Source organism: Paenibacillus sp. ClWae2A (assembly GCF_032452295.1).
In the GTDB taxonomy this organism is placed as follows: domain Bacteria; phylum Bacillota; class Bacilli; order Paenibacillales; family Paenibacillaceae; genus Paenibacillus.
In genome coordinates this window covers 13262-29212 of sequence record NZ_JAULSQ010000018.1, presented here as the reverse complement: position 1 = coordinate 29212, position 15951 = coordinate 13262, and the positions used below count along the sequence as shown (strand labels likewise).

Genomic DNA, 15951 nt, shown 5'->3' with positions numbered 1-15951 from the left:
AATGAGCCAAGAGTTAACAGTATCTTTAAATGAACAGATGAACTTTGAGTTTTATTCCGCTCATGTATATCTGGCTATGGCAGCCTATTGTTCCAGCAAAAGTCTGGATGGATTTGCGAACTTTTTCATCGTGCAAGCGGAAGAAGAGCGATTCCATGGCATGAAAATATACAAATTCCTGAATGATCGTGGACAACGTGCCACACTTGCGGCTTTGCCAGAACCGAAGAATGAATATGCTTCAATGCTGGATGTATTTGAGCATGGTTATGCTCATGAACAGCAAAACACGAAAAAATTCTACAATCTGGCTGACATCGCTCTGAATGAACGTGAACATGCAACGATGTATTTCCTGAAATGGTTCATTGATGAGCAAGTTGAAGAGGAAGCATTGTTTGACAACATTATTCAGAAGCTGCGCCGCATTGAAAAAGACAGCAATGCCTTCTACATGCTGGATGCCGAGTTTGGCAAACGTTCGTTCACTGCTCCTGCTGAATAAATGCACGTAGGGAGTCGATAAGATTCCAGCGACAAAACATCATTTACATACAGCAGATTGAAGACGAAGAAGCCTGCACTTGTGCAGGCTTTTTTGCATGCATAGATATTTAATTATTGTATTGATTTGTTTGAAATGGAGCAAAAGTCTATCAAAATCCTGAATGTGGGTAATAAAGGATATGTCACAATTGATCTATCCTGACGGGATCTTTTTTTGCGCAAATCTATCAAATTCGTATTAAATTTTAGGTTTATCTGACAAAAGTGTAACTCTACCGTAGCCTTTGGAGCGAGAACAGGAGTCACTATCTTTGATAGTATTAGGATTAATCGCCAAGGGATGAAGGTAGAAAACATGGACACCCGGGGAAATACAACACACAAGGGAGATTTTTAATTATGTTACATATTCGCAAATCTATCATGGTCACACTTGCTATTTTACTAATGATTCCACTATTAATGCCGCAGTCGGTATCTGCCAAATCAGCTACATCCAAGGATGGTGCAAGCAAGGCAAATTCCAAAATCATATACCTGACGTTTGATGATGGGCCAACCGCTCATACGGGTCAGTTACTGGATATACTGGATCAGTATAATGCAAAGGCAACGTTTTTCATGCTGGGTCCTCAGATGGAGAAATTTCAGAAGGCTACCAAACGAATCGTAGCTGACGGGCATGGATTAGGGCTGCATGGTGTGACTCATGTTCCAGGCAAATTCTATAAATCTGCCTATAGCGGATTGAAAGAGATGCAACAGGCCAATGTAAGTCTAAACAAGGTTGCCGGAGTTAAAACAAGTCTCGTGCGGACGCCATATGGTAGTAAACCTTATCTTAAACCGGCATTCCGTAATGTGTTGCTAGGTCAGGGTGGATTCCATCTGTGGGATTGGAATGTGGATTCGGAAGATTGGAAATACAAGAAGGATCATCAGAAAGTCTATAACAGTGTAATGAAGCAGATCCACAATGTGCAAAAGAGCGGAACAACACCTGTTGTGCTTATGCACGACCAGGAAGCAACGCTGAAAGTATTACCGCAAGTATTGAAAACATTGAAGTCAGAAGGGTATCGTTTTGAAGTATTAAGCAAAAAATTGCAGCCGGTTAACTTCTGGAACGACAAGCGTTAATCTTTTGAATTTTTAGATTGGCTACAACGAAGGAGGTACACATTATGAAGAAACAACCATTATGGATCACGATTCCAGTAACGACGGCCGTTTTACTTGCTCTGGCAGGATGTGGCGGACCGGATTCAAATGTAGCATCATCAGAGAATAATTCTTCACCAACGACAACAGTGGGTGAGCAGACCGAGACCGGCAGCGGTGGTGCTGATTTCTCTAATGAAAATGAAACGGGAACCAAAGAGAATACGGGCACAACAGATAATGAAGACACATCAGGATCGAAGGCAAATGACAACCAAGTTGCCACTGGTCAATCAGGTGTGAACGATGTGATCAAGCAAGTTCGCAACCAGTTGAAGATGAAGGATGCAGCGTTACCCACATCATTCACATTGGACAAGGGTACATCTCTGGGTGCGGCAATATTGTCCAATACTGCTGACACATTTAAAGTGAACTTCTACGCTACCACTCAGTCTGTTGCCGTTAATGATCAATCGTTAACGGCATCCGATAGTAAAATACCTGTACTGGCTTCCTATGAAGTGAAGACCTATAAGGACCCGAATCAGTCAGAAATTTTCCCTGAGACGGACCTGAATGATATTCCAGCAGATATGGCTGTGGATCTGGGACATGGCATCAAAGGCATGAGTGAAGGTGCCGCAGGCAGTCAATATCTGACTTGGCAAGAAGGTAGATGGACGCTGGAAATTCGTTCGGTATCCGAAGATGAAATGAATAATCCGGGCATAGCGAAGAAAATGGTGGAGTATCTGGAGTCACATACCTTGCCTGTACCCAAAGATAAAGGGTATATCAAGGTTGAATATCCAAGTGATGGAAAGTCTGTTCATGTAACGATCTCATGGCAGGACGGTAACAAAATTCATCAGCTTAAGACCGATCAAGTGCCATTAGAGGCTCTTGGCATGGCTGTTTCTGTGAAATCTTGAGTGTTTTACGGATATTCTGATTCTGCAATGTAGAAGAGATGAATGTTGGATTGTTACGATACACATAAAAAAGCTTGGCCCAGCAATTTTTTTCTGGGCCAAGCTTTTTATTTTGAGCATGTTATTGCAGCTTGTGCAGCCGGGGTGCATGCTTATTTTTGTTTCAATGGGTTAAAGCGGTACTTTCATTTGAACCACCCTTTTTCCTTGGAGCGAGTGATGGCTTCAATACGGTTACTGGCATTTAACTTGTTGAGAATAATGGAGATGTAGTTACGCACCGTGCCGGTTGTGATGAACAGATGCCCGGCGATTTCCTTGGTGTTCTTCCCATCTGCCATGAGGCCCAGTACAGCATTCTCCCGTTCTGTCAGGGGGTTTTCTTCTACATAAGCTTCATCTACCAAGTCGGGAGCAAAGATGCGTCTGCCATTCATAACTTGGCGGATGGTTTCAGCCAGTTCTTCAATCGGACTATCCTTGAGCAGGTATCCACGAACACCGCCTTTTAGCGCACGTTCGAAATAGCCGGTTCGGGCAAAAGTGGTCAGAATAATGACTTTACAGTTCAAACCTTTCATCTCTTCTGCCGCTTCTAGCCCACTTTTGACGGGCATTTCGATATCCATCAGACAGATATCCGGGGTCAGTTCTTTGACAAGTGCCAAAGCTTCCTGTCCATTGCTTGCCTGTCCTACCACCTGCATGTCTTTTTCCAGATTGAGCAGGGAAGACAAGGCGCCCAGCATCATGCGTTGGTCCTCGGCGATTACAATGCTGATCATGTTGTATCCTCCTTCATTGGTTTGCGTGTCAGCTTAGGCACCTGGATAACGAGTTGTGTGCCTGTTTTATCTGCTCCGGAGCGAAGATCCAGACAACCGTTCACAAATTCAAGTCGTTCCTTCATACCCAAAATGCCGGTACCGCGTCGATCCTTGTTGCGCGTGCGTTCTATGCCTACACCGTTATCCCGAACCGTTAAAATGTTATCAGACTGTGTCTCTTTAATGATGATGGTGCATACCGTGGCCTGACTGTGCTTGACTACATTGGTGACGGCTTCTTTCAAGCACATGCCGATCACATTTTCATTCAATTGCGATGTGTCTTGCAGCTTTGGATTGCCTTCAAGCTCAAATTCAATCGAAGCGGCCTTCAGAATCTGCTCCGCCCGGAACAGTTCATCGACTAATTGTGTACCACGCATGGTGGTGACCATTTCCCGAACTTCCTTCAGAGCTGTACTTGCCGTTTGTCTGAGGTCATTCAATTCGATCTCTGCCTGATCGGGATTATTGCGGAGCAAACGCTTCGCCAGATCGGTTTTCAGACCGATCAGTGAGAGCTTCTGTCCAAGGGTATCGTGCAGGTCACGAGCGATACGCTGTCGTTCTTCCATTTTCACAAGATCATCCAGTCGTTTGTTGGCATTCTCAAGTTGACCTTCCAATTGTTCAGTTTTGTTTTTGTTATACGTACTGATGGGAAGCAGAATGGAGGCCATCAAGCTGATGAATACAAACGGGAGTTGGCTCACCAATAGAGAACTCTGATTAATGAAACCATAATTAATGGTTAGGAAACTGGCTCCCAAATTCACCGAATAGAGGGTGAAGAAACCGGCTTTATTTTTAATATTCCCAATAAAAAAAGCAAGAAACAATGAGAAATAGGCATAATCATAAGCGATAGTCATCGTAATGGATATGGCAATAAGTAGTCCAATCCACATGTACACCTGCCAGCCCTTGGTGATGAAGGCGAGCAGATAGCAGACGAAGAAAACGAGGATGATGATGATGCCAGTTACCAACGTCCATAATTTGGAATATTGTGAAATGAAATAGAAGGGCAGGATGAAAAAGGCGAGCCACACATAAAGATTCAATCCTGTCTTTTTATAAAAATTTTGCATCCACTTTTGAATGTAATTCTCCTCCTTGTACTTGTACTCAACTTTAGCATGACTGTAGCATGACTATAACTTGAACACAAGAAAACGAATCCGACAGAGTTAAGGCTTCTCTGTCAGACCCGCTGGATTGGTTACTCGGATAGGCGGTTGAACATACGGCTTGCGGGATAAGCTTTTGAGCTGTCTGAAACTAATAAATTGTTTGGAATCTTCGTCCCATAAGCGGAAGCGCAGGGCAACCAGACTGGAACGTAGTGTAATGGTCGTTGCTTTTTGCAAGGGTGGTGTTGCGTTATGTGCTTCTTCCAAGAAATAGTTAGGTACACGCGGGCTCAAGTGATGCACATGGTGAAACCCAATATTACCACTGATCCATTGCAATAATTTTGGCAATTTGTAATAAGAACTGCCTTCAACAGCTGCTTTTACATAACTCCATTCATCTTCATGTTCAAAATACGTCTCTTCGAACTGATGTTGAACGTAGAACAGCCAGATACCAAAGAAACCGGAGAAGAAGAAGATAGGTGCCTGCACCATTACAAAAGCCTGCCATCCGACTAACCAGGACATGAATGCATAGAGCACTACGATTAATGCTGTAGTCAGATGTGTGTTGATACGTTCTTTACGTCTTGCACCTTTACGGTTAAAACGGTAAGCCAACAGAAACACGTAGATAGGTCCGATACAAAACAATACAAACGGGTTACGATAAATCCGATAGAAGAGGCGTCCCCAAGGAGAAGCTGCTTTGTATTCGTCAACCGTCATAACCCAGATATCACCTACACCACGTTTGTCAAGATTACTGCTTGTTGCGTGATGGATAGAATGCTCGTTTTTCCACTGCTGATAGGGTGTCACTGTTAATACACCCGTAATGGTACCGAGAATATCATTGGCGCGTTTGCTCTTGAAGAATGAACCATGACAGCAGTCATGGAAAATAATAAAGGTCCGAAGTACAAATCCGGATGCTACCAAGGCAATCGGGAAGGTCAGCCAGTAGGAAACCGATAAGCTAAAGTAAGCTGCAGCCCATAACAAGAAGAGCGGGAGCAATGTATTGATTAACTGACGGATACTTAATCTGAGATCATTTTTTTCGTAAGGGGTAACTTCCTTTTTTAAGGCCATTTCTTTTGATCGATTCATAAAATTGTGTCCTCCTTCAATCGTCATAACTGTATTCAGCTACAACTTGACGTTTCCCGGTAAGACTTTCCTCTAGGAAGCGTTTTTATCATTGTAAAACAATCCAAACATGACAGTAAGTCATAAACGTCAGCCCTCTGTAATGATGAATATCAATGATGGACCATGACATTTGTCATGGGTGTATGATGCTCAATAGCTCTGCAGAAGACAGAAGAGCAGGTTTTACAAATTCCTTTGCACAAATTACGCAACAATTTGTATTATGTATACAAATTTTGTTGAGAGCATGGTAAAATCTATCCTTGAGTGATTATGACAACTTATGAGACGGGTCGATTAGGTTGATTTCTGATGGATTGGATGGAATGCATAATGAAGAAACGAATTACGGATATTCTATTTATTATGGCAGGTGCATTTCTGTTTGCACTGGCGGTGAACCTGTTTGTCATCCCGAACGATTTGGCTGAAGGCGGCGTCACGGGTATCACGATTATTTTGTATTACCTGTTTGAATGGTCCCCTGGACTGATGAACTTGATCCTGAACGGTATTTTGTTAATTGTGGGATATCGGTTTCTTGATAAAACGACTACGGTATATACGATTATTGCGGTTGTATTCAACTCGTTGTTCCTGCATCTGACGGAGAGTTGGACGATTGCATCGGATGAACTCTGGATCAATACCATCTTTGCTGGAGTATTTGCCGGTCTTGGTATTGGCTTGATTGTTAGAGTGGGAGGCACAACGGCGGGGACAGTGATCCTGGCCCGACTTGCCAACAAATATCTGGATTGGAATATCAGTTACGGACTTCTGTTCTTCGATCTGATTGTGGCTTTCTCCTCATACTTCATCATTGGACCGCAAGGATTAATGTGTACCATTGTTTTACTGTTTGTCGGAACCAAAACGATGGAGTTCATTATTGAAGGGCTCAATCCGAAAAAAGCAGTTATGATTATCTCTTCCAAACAGGATGAAATCGCGAAGCAAGTCATTGAGAAGATGGATCGCGGAGTAACCGTCCTGTCCGGTCATGGCTATTACACAAAAAATAAGAAAGAAATTCTATACATTGTGATTAGCAAGCAGGAAGTTTCTATGCTGAAGAAGATTGTACGAGCGGAAGACGAGATTGCTTTTATCACCATTCATGACGTGCGTGATGTATTCGGTGAAGGATTTATTGAACTCTCCAAAACTTAATGAATATGTATATAAGGAAGAAAGGAGTTGCGGTGAAATATCACCGCAACTTTTTTGATAGGTTAATTGTATCCCGTATTAATCTAGTTCAAAAAGAAAGAACCCTTCTCTATAGAGAAGGGCAAAAGAATATTAATAATGTTTTCTTTTTTTGACTGGACAATATTCAACAGTGACACAACAATGTTTTTTACACTTTGTAGGGACATATTTAATTTTGGTAACACAAGTTTTCGTAATTTTTTTGTAAAAACACTTTGGTTTCGGATGACATTTATGCTTTCTATACATATTAAAACCTCCCTGATCGTGATAAGGTATTCTATGAACAGGTCACTGTTTCGGAAATGTATAAACGTCTATTATTGTATAATAATTCCTTTATTAGGCTTTTGTGTTATAAGTGAAGATGTGGCTTTCTAGTAAAAGAGTGCAATGACAAAAAGCTGTACACCTACCAAGCACGATGATATATTGAATTTAATTAATTTGTTAATAAACTTAACTAACTATAAAAGGAGGCGATAACATGGCTGGCACACCGCAGTATATCCGCAATCTGAATGAAAATCTCATTATGGATGCCCTGATAACTCAGGGAACCATGTCGAGAGCGGAAATCAGCCGTCAGACCGGACTTAGTAAACCAACAGTATCTTTGGCAGTCGAACATCTGATTGACCGTAATCTGGTGAGGGAAATGGGGCCAGCTGACAACGCTCAGGGTCGAAAAGCAACCCTCATTCGTTTCAATGAAACGGCTTATTATGTCTGTGGTATAGATATTGGCGCAACACGTATTCGGATTGCAGTATCCGATCTGAATGGAGAGATCATTGCCTATCGAACACATCCCATGCTTGTCCAAAAAGCTCATGACCAAGCAGAAACAACGCTGCTGGAGCTTCTTCAAAGCCATATGAACAAATTACTTGATGAGAATCATCTGAACTGGGATCAGATTCAGTGCATCGGGTTCGGCATACCTGGTGTAGTGCTGCCTGATTCAGGACATATCAATCGTATTGTGGACCCGTTAGCGGGTCTGGAAGAAGCTTTCTCTCTAGAGTCGTTGTCAGGAGCTTTTCCCTGTGAAGTAATCCTGGAAAATGATGTGAATCTTGCGGCACTTGGGGAGTACCGGAGTGGTGCAGCAGCAGGTTATCCCTTGTTTGTTTTTTTCTCCATCGGTACAGGGACGGGCGCTGGCATCATGGTACATGGTCAACTGCTTCGAGGGCTAGGTGGCTTAACTGGAGAGATCGCAGAGATGCTGGTGGAGGATGGTCGACGTCTGGAGGAAGTGCTGTCCGCTGATGGTCTGATGCAACTGGCGAAAGATTATCTAGATCAGCATGATGAACTATTATTGGAGGTTTCTGATTCGGGTGCAGATGTAAATGTAGATGTAGTTGCAGATGATCTTCACAGACACCTGACTCCCGAGAAGTTATTTGAAGCTGCACGCAGTGGAGAAGTAGAGGCGTTAGATATTCTACATCAATACAGCCAGATGATTGCTTCAGCTCTGCGTCAGATTAGCGTTGTGCTTGCTCCAGATCTCATTGTGCTTGGCGGAGGTGTAGGAGGAAACGGTGATGTGTTATTGCCTTTACTGAGGCAGATCATATCTGATCAATTCCCGGTGCAACCACAGTTAATCTGTTCCAAGCTTGGTGAGCAGGCTGTTGTCATTGGCGCAGTGCAGGTAGCCATACAACAAACGATGCTGAACCTTCAGCAGGAAGCCATGGAATAAGAGATTGGATATACAACATGTGAGGAGGGAAAAGGGATGAAAGAATCCGTGAAAAACGTAAGAAATAATTATCAGTCCAATCAGGATGGTACGGTTGGAGGTGATCCATCCGGCTGGATTGCAGGTATTGACATTGGAGGCACCAAAACATTAATGCTCTTGTCATCACAACAGGCTGGAAATGAAGTTCATGAACGTATCTTGCCTACGCTTGCCAGTGATCAGCCGGATGAGTTCTTCCGATGGTTATTCGCTGAACTGGAAACATTCTGCCGCGAAGTTGGATGCAGTCTGGATCAACTTAACGGTGTAGGCTTGGGATTCCCTGGTGTGGTTCTGCAGGAGGAGGGAATACTGCGAAATGCTCCGGCTTTTCAGTGGCCTGAGCTAGATATTCGCCCTGCTATTGCGAAGTATTACAGCGGGAATATCATGTTGGATAATGATGTGAATATGGCCGCAATGGGAGAATATGATCAAGGGGCAGCACAGGGACATCAACACTGTGTAATGGTCACGGTTGGAACAGGCATTGGATCTGCTCTTATCCTGAATGGACAGCTCTACAGCGGTCAGAATGGAGCAGCAGGTGAGATTGGGCATTTCATTGCAGGAGACGAAGGGCTTCATACCGGTTACGTTGCTGATGCGGATTCCTTTGGCGTATTTGAGCAAGTGACTTCAGGTACGGGAATTACCGAACAGGCGAGGCGTTATTTTGCTGCTGGAAAGGGGAGTTCCTTATCCCTGATTATGAGTCTGGCAGGAGGGGAAGTGGAACAGATTGAAGCCAGACATGTATTCAGAGCAGCCGAATCGGGTGATGTTGCTGCACTTGAGATTCTGGAACTGCCTATGCGTTATATGGCTAGAGGTCTGGCGAATATTACGGCTTTACTCAATCCTTCCATTATAGTGATCGGTGGTGGCGTGGCTGCATCCAACCCATCCTATTATCTAAATGAAGTGCGCACACGCCTCCAACGTTACACCGTTCTGCCTACACTTTTAGCTGTAGCTGAACTGGGGAACAAAGCAGGAGCAATCGGGGCATTGGCTGCAATCAAATCGAGTCTGACACGCACATAAAAATAGAGAATAGGCGAAGCAACTACAGAAATAAAGGATGGAGATCCGGATGAGAAGTAGACATATGAAGGCTTACACAGAGAAAACAAAAGCCGATTCCAATGATGCAAAACGTGTTTTACTCAAATTACAGGGCCTATATCTGTTTATGGGGCTTGCCGGGGGGATGTTTAACCCGTACATTAATCCCATATTGGTAGCACAAGGGTTTTCCAGTAAAGAAACCGGATTTATTATGGCGTTTGGCACACTTGTATCTATTATTCTTCAACCTATATGGGGAATTCTGGTAGATAAGTTTAAAAAGACACGGTTCGTACTGGTGATAAGCCTGCTTGTTCCTGCATCGTTAGCGTACTTCTACAATATTCAAGTGTACTTTATATTAATATTGATTTATACTTTATGCACTATATTCCAAGTGACTCAAATACCCGTGGCTGACTCCTATGCGGTTACCGCCGCGAGAGCAGCCAACACCTCATATGGCATGATCCGACTCTTCGGCAGCATAGGAACGGGAGTTGGTGGATTTGCCGCAGGGATGTATCTCTCCCAGTTTTCCATTCACATGTTATGGCTGCCATTTCTCCTGTTTAACGTTCTGAGCGCTATACTGGCAAGTACACTTCCCCGGCAGACGAGCATATCCTCGTCCTCGGTAACCTTCTCCGTAGGTTTGGCAAGATTGCTCCGAAACCGGACATTCCTTCTATTTCTAACAGGTTGTTTCCTGGTTAACCAAACGCTCACTGCGTTTAACTCCTTTTTTGTTATTTCATTTCAGATGGCTGGCGGTTCTGTGACGATGACAGGTACAGCGCTGTTGCTTGCATCGATCACCAATGTTCCATCCATGTTGGCAGCGGCATTCATACTCCGAAAATGGGGACATGAACGGACGATGCTGCTTGCAGCGGGGGCGTATATGTTACGTTGGGGGATACAATGGCTATGGCCGACGCCTGAGGTCATGATTGGCGTTCAGGTGCTGCATGGGTTATCCTTCGGATTCTTCTATATCGCAGCAGTGGAGTATGTGGCTTCCGTTACGGGACGGGAAATGCAGGCCACAGGACAAAGTTTATTTAACATGGTGTTTGCTGGCCTGGGCGGAATAGTTGGGAATATGCTTAACGGATATTTACTCGATTCCGGCGGTCCATCACTGATGTATCTGGCTTGCACGATCAGTGCGGCACTAGGATCAGTGATTCTGTATATCGTCAGCAGGCAGGCCAAAGAACAGAGAAGAGCATACTCATTAGAATAGAGATGGAAGGAGTTGGAGCCTATGAAAGTAAATCTGAAGCGGAATTGGCACACCAAGTTGATGTATTCGTATTTTCCTATTTTTCTGCTTACGATTTCCATTCTGATCTTTCTCTCCTTCCTGATTGTCAACGAACTCTCACGTAACGAAACACAAAAAGCCGACATGATCTCCACCCGCTATATCGTGGATACACTGGAGCGCTCACTAAGCGACATTGAACTTCGGTTGCTTGAAGACATTGGTGTGAACAAGACGTATAGTCGCTTTTTGGAAGCTGAACAGGGACAATTATCGACTCAGTTCATCTATGATGCGGCAAGTGGGCTGGGGCGTATGCTGGATCAGCAGGGTATGATTCAATCCATTTATCTCTATCGCATGTCCGATTCCCAGATTCTTACGCCCAGAGGCATGATGCGTTTGGAAGATTTCGAAGATCGTGCCTATATTGAGCAAGCCTTGAAAGATCGGGAGAACCTCGGTTGGAACTTGCCGCGTAATTATAAGGAACGTTCCTTCGACGTACCTTCACAGGTGATTAGCATGAATAAGTGGCTTCCATTGCCCTGGGGCGGGGAAGGACTACTCGTCATTACCATCCGCATGTATGCAGTAGAACGGCAGATTGATAACATGACCAATGAAAAGTTATCTGTTCTTCAGGTTCGGGACAAGAGCGATAATCTGATCTATACCGCGCATCAAATGGACCCTTCAGCAGGTGAAATCCTTAATCGTGTGACTGCGGACAAGCTTGGTCTGGTCTTCGAGAGTGGCATTCAATCCGGACAACTGTATTCATGGGTATCACTTGTCTCTTATGTGTGGATCGGCATTGGACTGTTAACGATTGTTGGTGCGGTGGCGGGACTGATCTACATTACCCGCAGAAATACGCGGCCCATCCAGCTGATCATGAATCGAATTCAGGCGTTACAGCCACGTGCCGAAGAGGATGAAGCAGCTCCATCCGTCAAGGATGAACTGGCTCTCATCGATCGTGCGCTGGAACATCTGATTGCTCAAACGGTTGACTATGAGAAACAGCATCATGAAAACCTGCTGATTCACCGCAGACAGTTACTTGTTGATCTGATGGAAGGGGAGCGAATGGATTCGTTCCGTCAGCGACTTCGCCATCTGCAACCGCTAGAGGAACGTTTCATGGAACCGAAGAGTGTTGCTGTCCTCATTGCGGACATGAATGGTGACGATCTCTCGACCAATCAGAATATTCTGAAGATAGCGCTCATGAACGTGGTGGAAGAACTGGTACAGAATGAGACTCAATTCGGTGGTTGGGCTGAATGGTTTGGGAACCGCAGGCTTATTGTGGTGATTGCATCGGATGAGCAGGAAGGACTGGACCGTGAATTGCTTATGGATCTGGCTAAACAGATGCATATGTGGATTGCGGAAAACTTTCGCCTCCGGTTTACTTTCGGGATTGGACGAACCGTATCGGGCTGGGAGGAGATTACTCGTTCCTATGCGAGTGCAGATGCGGGTTTGCAGCATAGACTTACCCTTGGTAAAGATGCCATCGTTCTCAGTGAGCAGCTACCGGATCGTATTGAGCTGCAATCGTACAAGTATTTGCAGATGCTCGCAGACTTTGTCCGTGAATTCAGGCTTACCAGTGATGGTTGGCGGACTCAACTGGATCAGATGTTTGTTGCGTTCAGCGAAGATCAGATTACAGATAACGATATTCGCATGTTGCTGCAGGCGTTAATCCAGATGTTGTCCCGTGAATTCGGGGAACTGTCTGAGCGGTTGCAAAGCCAATTTGCCGAGGAAATCCTGACTCGTCTTCGCAGTGATATCCAGCAGGTGGACACACTGGAGGGGATTCAAGAGATTTTGCAGGAATGGCTTAAAGAGGTCTATCGCAATTATGTGTCTGTAAATGAAACGAAAAGTCATCGCGCGATGATCAACGAGTTGCGGATTTATATTGAAGAGCATTTTGATGATCCGGATCTGTCGCTGAAACATCTGAGTGATCGTTTCCAGATCTCGGGTAAATATGCGAGTTATTTGTTCAAGGAAGAGTTTGAGATGAAGTTTGTTGATTTTCTGGTGAAACTAAGGGTTGAAAAGGCCTGCCGTTTGTTATCTGCATCTGATATGGCTGTTCAGGACATTGCTCTGCAAGTAGGTTATGCCAATGCGATCTCCTTCGGCAGAGTATTTAAACGGATTATGGGCGTGACACCAGGGGACTACCGCAAGCAGAGTGGGAAACCAGGGGATCAATAACGATATTGGTCGTGTTAGAACCGCATGAAAATCAATAATCTTAGAGATATCTATGAAATCTCCTGTATGAGGCAATAAGGTTTCGTCCCTTATCGTCCTTTGCAGGAGATTTTTTGGGTGTCCAACCACGATCTTAGGCCAGTGTAGTTGGTATGTTGTTAAGGAATTTTACGAATGTCCTATACTAGCATTATGACAATCCATAGATTAATAGGACAGGAGTGAAAATGATGTACAAATACGGACATCAAGTGTGGGGATCGGTAGATATCAGTAAACGGGTTACCATTACAGCAAACAACAACACATTTACATTTCATGTAGATGACTCGTCATATACGCTAACTATTCCTGTGGGCACCTACACGACAAGTCAACAAAGGCATGAATCCGAACTTATTCAGACTATTTCAAAGGAAGGGGCGGCTCAGAACATTCCTGTACGATTTATTATGGGCGGAATGCATTATGATGAGAAGTATAATGTATTGATTTTGGAACATACGGATACGAACAACGAACATGTTATCGATCAATTTGCGGGAAATGCCATCGATACGTTGTTTGGTCAAGTGAAGTTTAATCTTCCACCGAGGAATTAGTACGTCGAAACGTTCTACACGTGTTGCTAAACAAGGAGATCACATAAGATGTGGTCTCTTTTTCTTTTTTTTGAAGAGAGATTCAATGGAAAAAGGATTATTGCAAGATGGGTGATGCCAAATTAGGCATGAGAAATCGATCTTAATGCAACATTATGTGTTACTATAGTTAACATTAGTGTCGTGAAAATTGTATATTGTCAGGAAATATGTTTATGTATCGCGGTATTTAACTTAAAAATCGTGAATTTTACATTTTGAAAATAGTTTATTGTCTAAATATCAGCTCTTATGTAATGATTAGTGACATTCACAGGTGCAACAAAATGGGATGAACAAAGTGGAGTGGCAATCATGTGAATCCATTCAGAGAGTGTGCGAAAGGGGAAAGGTCAAATGAGATTATTTCAAAGACGTAAGGCAGGCAAGGCAAGTTCAATCCTCGCAGTGGTAACAGCATTCACTCTATTATTATCTGCATGTTCGTCGGGAAGCGAATCAACATCTTCATCTGGAGAGTCGGGTTCGGGGGAAAAAACAACTTTGAAAGTAGAAATCTTCGATCGGGGAAACACTCCGGCGGGCTACACCATTTCGGACAGTTATCTGACTCGCTTCATACAAGAGAAGTTTGGTGATCCAAACAACATTGATGTTCAGTTTGTTCCGGTACCACGTTCGGAGGAAGTACAGAAGCTTAACGTTCTGATGGCGAGTGGATCTGAAGTACCTGATATCGTATTTACCTACGACTCGGGAACATTCAACCGATATGCAGAGCAAGGAGGTCTGACTGAACTTACGGATCTGATCAATCAAAGCGGTCCTAACCTGAAGAAGTTCCTGGGAGATGAAACGCTGGCCTACGGTCAATACGATGGTCAACAGTTTGCGGTTCCAGGTAAACGTCTTGTACTTGGGAAGTATGCATCCTATGTTCGTCAGGACTGGCTGGATGCACTCGGATTGCCTTCACCTGAGACAGCCGAGGAGCTGCATACAACACTGAAGGCCTTTAAGGAAAAAGATCCGGGAAAAGTCGGTACAGGACTTATCCCAATGGGGATGTCGATTGCTTCGGCTCAATATGAACCACTGATCTGGTCATTCATTGAACCACTGACGGAAGAACAAAAATATACGTTAACACAACAACTGGGTTCCAATGACTATCCAACGTTGTTGCCTGGTTTCAAGGACGCTCTGAAATATATGAACACACTTTATAATGAAGGATTAATGAGCAAGGACTTTGGACTAGATAAAGACAAGAAAAAGCTGTGGGAAGATGTATCTAACGGCAAAGTTGGATTCTACACCGAAGATGCAGGGGAGATTTACATCTCTGGTACGTACAAAAATCTGCAAACCAATCAACCGGGTGCAGTGATGACACCGATTGATGCATTCAAAAACTCCGAAGGCAAATTCGCCAAACCGGCATATGCACCCAATGCAATGTATGTCATGATTCCGAAATCGAGCAAAAATGCAGAAGCAGCGATGAAGTATCTGGATTGGATGGCTTCAGGCAACAACCTGTTCGACCTGCAATTTGGTGTTGAAAATGAGAACTATGAGCTTGTGGATGGTGTACCACTGATTAAAGATGATGCTTCACCTGAAATCGCAGGTCGTATCTATAATTCCGGTGACATTGCCATTATCGTTAATGGTAAATACGTTGGGGATGACAAGAAAAATGAAGAGGCTTATGTCGTACAGGTAGAGTCGAAGTATCGGGATGACATGCGCAAGTCGGTAGCCATTTCCAACACGGACACCATTCAACCGGTACGCTTCTCCAAACCTATTGATGCAGAAGCACGTTACGGTAACGGCCTGAAAGACAAGTTTATGGAGTTCTTCGTGAAAACAACCATTTCCAAACCCGCTGATTTTGAAGCCACGTATGACAGCATGATGAAAGACTACATGGCAAGCGGTGGTCAAGCGATCCTGGATGAACGTACAGAAGCTTACAAAGCAATGAAATAAGTAGAGTAGAGTTCACATCTAATGTGTATGACAACAAAGAACAGGGAATTCATTAGGGCGATGGCAACATC

The 15951-nt window shown here is 43.9% G+C and carries 13 protein-coding genes; 10 read left to right on the top strand and 3 right to left on the bottom strand.

Annotation, left to right across the window (positions count from 1 at the left end; genetic code table 11):
* Position 1 precedes the first annotated feature (1 nt).
* The 3 genes from QVE09_RS29055 (at position 2) to QVE09_RS29045 (ending at position 2603) form a co-directional block, all read left to right on the top strand.
* The gene (locus QVE09_RS29055; protein ID WP_315939639.1) at positions 2–505 is read left to right on the top strand and encodes a ferritin; all 504 of its coding nucleotides are present in this window, start codon (positions 2–4) and stop codon (positions 503–505) included.
* A gap of 401 nt (positions 506–906) precedes the next feature.
* Positions 907–1647 carry a polysaccharide deacetylase family protein gene (locus QVE09_RS29050; RefSeq protein WP_315939638.1) on the top strand — a complete coding sequence of 247 codons (741 nt, stop codon included), beginning with the start codon at positions 907–909 and terminating at the stop codon, positions 1645–1647.
* A gap of 44 nt (positions 1648–1691) precedes the next feature.
* Positions 1692–2603 carry a hypothetical protein gene (locus QVE09_RS29045; RefSeq protein ID WP_315939637.1) on the top strand — a complete coding sequence of 304 codons (912 nt, stop codon included), beginning with the start codon at positions 1692–1694 and terminating at the stop codon, positions 2601–2603.
* 185 nt (positions 2604–2788) lie between these two features.
* Here QVE09_RS29045 and QVE09_RS29040 read toward each other — a convergent pair whose 3' ends face one another.
* The 3 genes from QVE09_RS29040 to desA form a co-directional block, all read right to left on the bottom strand.
* Entirely contained in the window at positions 2789–3388 is a 600-nt protein-coding gene (locus QVE09_RS29040) for a response regulator transcription factor (RefSeq protein WP_307413297.1), read from the bottom strand.
* Entirely contained in the window at positions 3385–4533 is a 1149-nt protein-coding gene (locus QVE09_RS29035; protein WP_315939671.1) for a sensor histidine kinase, read from the bottom strand. The genes QVE09_RS29040 and QVE09_RS29035 overlap by 4 nt, the downstream gene beginning before the upstream one ends.
* An 87-nt stretch (positions 4534–4620) precedes the next feature.
* Entirely contained in the window at positions 4621–5679 is a 1059-nt protein-coding gene (gene desA / locus QVE09_RS29030; protein WP_315939636.1) for a Delta(5) desaturase DesA, read from the bottom strand.
* A gap of 375 nt (positions 5680–6054) precedes the next feature.
* Here desA and QVE09_RS29025 point away from each other — a divergent pair, with 375 nt between their 5' ends.
* From QVE09_RS29025 to QVE09_RS28995, 7 genes are all read left to right on the top strand, one after another.
* Positions 6055–6894: a YitT family protein gene (locus QVE09_RS29025; protein WP_062834072.1), complete on the top strand. Its 840-nt coding sequence runs from the start codon at positions 6055–6057 to the stop codon at positions 6892–6894.
* Positions 6895–7423: 529 nt separating this feature from the next.
* Positions 7424–8653 carry an ROK family transcriptional regulator gene (locus QVE09_RS29020; RefSeq protein WP_315939635.1) on the top strand — a complete coding sequence of 410 codons (1230 nt, stop codon included), beginning with the start codon at positions 7424–7426 and terminating at the stop codon, positions 8651–8653.
* 36 nt (positions 8654–8689) lie between these two features.
* Entirely contained in the window at positions 8690–9742 is a 1053-nt protein-coding gene (locus QVE09_RS29015) for an ROK family protein (protein ID WP_315939634.1), read from the top strand.
* Between the two features lie 49 nt (positions 9743–9791).
* Complete coding sequence (locus tag QVE09_RS29010; protein ID WP_315939633.1) at positions 9792–11015, top strand: MFS transporter; 1224 nt, start codon at positions 9792–9794, stop codon at positions 11013–11015.
* A 21-nt stretch (positions 11016–11036) separates the two neighbouring features.
* Complete coding sequence (locus tag QVE09_RS29005) at positions 11037–13280, top strand: helix-turn-helix domain-containing protein (RefSeq protein WP_315939632.1); 2244 nt, start codon at positions 11037–11039, stop codon at positions 13278–13280.
* A gap of 230 nt (positions 13281–13510) precedes the next feature.
* Entirely contained in the window at positions 13511–13882 is a 372-nt protein-coding gene (locus QVE09_RS29000; protein WP_315939631.1) for a hypothetical protein, read from the top strand.
* Positions 13883–14278: 396 nt separating this feature from the next.
* Entirely contained in the window at positions 14279–15880 is a 1602-nt protein-coding gene (locus QVE09_RS28995) for an extracellular solute-binding protein (protein ID WP_315939630.1), read from the top strand.
* Positions 15881–15951 lie beyond the last annotated feature (71 nt).

Bases quoted from the DNA above. Each gene is read 5' to 3' on its own strand.
- QVE09_RS29025 (WP_062834072.1), top strand. From the start codon at position 6,055: ATGAAGAAACGAATTACGGATATTCTATTTATTATGGCAGGTGCATTT.
- QVE09_RS29045 (WP_315939637.1), top strand. From the start codon at position 1,692: ATGAAGAAACAACCATTATGGATCACGATTCCAGTAACGACGGCCGTT.
- QVE09_RS29000 (WP_315939631.1), top strand. From the start codon at position 13,511: ATGTACAAATACGGACATCAAGTGTGGGGATCGGTAGATATCAGTAAA.
- QVE09_RS29005 (WP_315939632.1), top strand. From the start codon at position 11,037: ATGAAAGTAAATCTGAAGCGGAATTGGCACACCAAGTTGATGTATTCG.
- QVE09_RS29050 (WP_315939638.1), top strand. From the start codon at position 907: ATGTTACATATTCGCAAATCTATCATGGTCACACTTGCTATTTTACTA.
- QVE09_RS29015 (WP_315939634.1), top strand. From the start codon at position 8,690: ATGAAAGAATCCGTGAAAAACGTAAGAAATAATTATCAGTCCAATCAG.
- QVE09_RS29040 (WP_307413297.1), bottom strand. From the start codon at position 3,388: ATGATCAGCATTGTAATCGCCGAGGACCAACGCATGATGCTGGGCGCC.
- QVE09_RS29020 (WP_315939635.1), top strand. From the start codon at position 7,424: ATGGCTGGCACACCGCAGTATATCCGCAATCTGAATGAAAATCTCATT.
- QVE09_RS29010 (WP_315939633.1), top strand. From the start codon at position 9,792: ATGAGAAGTAGACATATGAAGGCTTACACAGAGAAAACAAAAGCCGAT.
- QVE09_RS28995 (WP_315939630.1), top strand. From the start codon at position 14,279: ATGAGATTATTTCAAAGACGTAAGGCAGGCAAGGCAAGTTCAATCCTC.
- QVE09_RS29055 (WP_315939639.1), top strand. From the start codon at position 2: ATGAGCCAAGAGTTAACAGTATCTTTAAATGAACAGATGAACTTTGAG.
- desA (WP_315939636.1), bottom strand. From the start codon at position 5,679: ATGAATCGATCAAAAGAAATGGCCTTAAAAAAGGAAGTTACCCCTTAC.